Below are 1,929 nucleotides of genomic sequence, written 5' to 3' on the forward strand. Positions count from 1 at the left end.
CCTCTACTAGCGAGCGCTTGACGGCGGTGTACTCTCGCGAGTGCCTACCGTCCCAAAGAGCCTAGCGCCAGTCCATCCGGACCGGTTTGAATGCTATGTARCRTCTATRCAACATACTCCGTTGCATAGCCACCCGCCTCTCCGTGGAGGGGCGTTTACAGAGAACTCGCCCAAAGGCGAGCGTCCCCGCCCTTGGGCAATGGCTGGAAATCGATCCAGCAAAAAGCAAGCTGCAAATCCGGCCGGTGTTCTGGCCTTCCTCGCAACGTTCTAGACTCCCCCTGGCTGTTCGGCCCGGTTCGTCTAAGCAAGAAATGGTTGGGATTGGACAGTTCAGGCCGAAACCCTCCCCTTGTCCCAACAAGGTCGATGCTCCTTACGTTGGAGCTACCCGGACACGATAGTGCGTGTCGCACGGAATCCGGCATTGTATCTCGTCTACGCCGGCCGACGGCGCCGCCAGTTGCGGCGGCACCAGCCGGCGAAGGCGCGGCGCCTACTTGAGCGCCCGTTCCAGCGCGGCGATGAAGGCCGCGTTTTCCTCAGGCAGGCCGATGGTCACGCGCAGCCATTGCGGCAGGTTGTAGTTGCCCACCGGACGCACGATCACGCCCTGCCTGAGCAGCGCCAGGTTGACGCGCGCGCCGGCGCCGTCGTCCTGGCCCACGCGCACCAGCACGAAATTGCCTGAAGATGGCACGTACTGCAGGCCGAGCCGGTCGAAGGCCGCCACCAGTTGCGCCTTGCCGGCACGGTTGCGTTCCGCGCTGCGCTTCAGGAAGGCCGTGTCGGCCAGCGCCGCCACCGCAGCGGCCTGCGCCAGGCTGTTGACGTTGAAAGGCTGGCGGATGCGGTTGAGCAGGTCGGTCAGCGCCGGCTGCGCGACCGCATAGCCGATGCGCAGGCCGGCCAGGCCATAAGCCTTGGAGAAGGTGCGCGAAACCAGCAGGTTCGGATACTTGCGGACCCACGCCACCGAGTCGTACTGCTGCGCGTCATCCAGGTATTCGTTGTAAGCCTCGTCCAGCACCACCACGACATCGGCCGGCACCTTGGCCAGGAAAGCCTCGATGGCCGCCGCCGGCAGGAAGGTGCCGGTCGGGTTGTTCGGGTTGGCGATAAAGATCAGGCGCGTATCCGGCACGATGGCGGCGGCCATGGCGTCGAGATCGTGCCCATAGTCACGGGCCTTGACCTCGATGGCGCGCGCGCCGATTTCCTGCGTGGCCAGCGCATACACCGCAAAGGAATGCTCGGCGTAGATGACCGACTCGCCCGGCTTCACCAGCGCGTGCGCGGCGATTTCCAGGATGTCATTGCTGCCGTTGCCCAGCGTGAGCCAGTCGGCCGGCACATCGAAACGGGCCGACAAGACAGCCTTCAGTTCGAAACCGTTGGCATCGGGGTAGCGGCCCAGGTCGGCGACGGCGGCGGCGATGGCCGTCCTGGCCGACTCGGGCATGCCGAGCGGGTTCTCGTTCGAGRCCAGCTTGACGATGGCGGACTCGTCCAGGCCGAATTCGCGCGCCACTTCGGAAATCGGCTTGCCCGCCACGTACGGAGAGATCGCCCGCACATACTCGGGACCGAACTGCTTGCCTTGCTCTGCCATCCTGGCTCCTTGGTGATCGTCTTTCGCGGATCGCGATCCGCGATCGCCGATCCGTTCTTCGGTCTGGCTGYCGCCCGGGCGGCAAGCCTTGCTATCGGCTGGACGGGTATGAACCCAGCACTTTGAAGTAAGCCGCGTTACGCCGGAGTTCTTCCAGTGCCCGCGCCACCGAGGCATCGTGCTGGTGCCCTTCCACGTCGACGTAGAAGTAGTACTCCCACGCGCCGCTGCGCGCCGGGCGCGACTCGAAGCGGCACATCGACACGCCGTTGTCGGCCAGCGGCGCCAGCAACTGGTAGACCGCGCCAGCCTTGTTG

General features: G+C 65.0%; 2 protein-coding genes. Both read right to left on the reverse strand.

The features are described from left to right. Positions 1–496: 496 nt before the first annotated feature. On the reverse strand, positions 497–1,612 hold the full coding sequence (gene hisC / locus AC1DKD_RS40940; protein WP_477144713.1) for a histidinol-phosphate transaminase: 1,116 nt from the start codon (positions 1,610–1,612) through the stop codon (positions 497–499). A gap of 91 nt (positions 1,613–1,703) precedes the next feature. After that, a partial coding sequence (locus tag AC1DKD_RS40945; RefSeq protein WP_477144714.1) for an ACT domain-containing protein occupies positions 1,704–1,929 on the reverse strand: 226 nt, incomplete at its 5' end.

The organism is Cupriavidus sp. 05T313 (assembly GCF_056396665.1).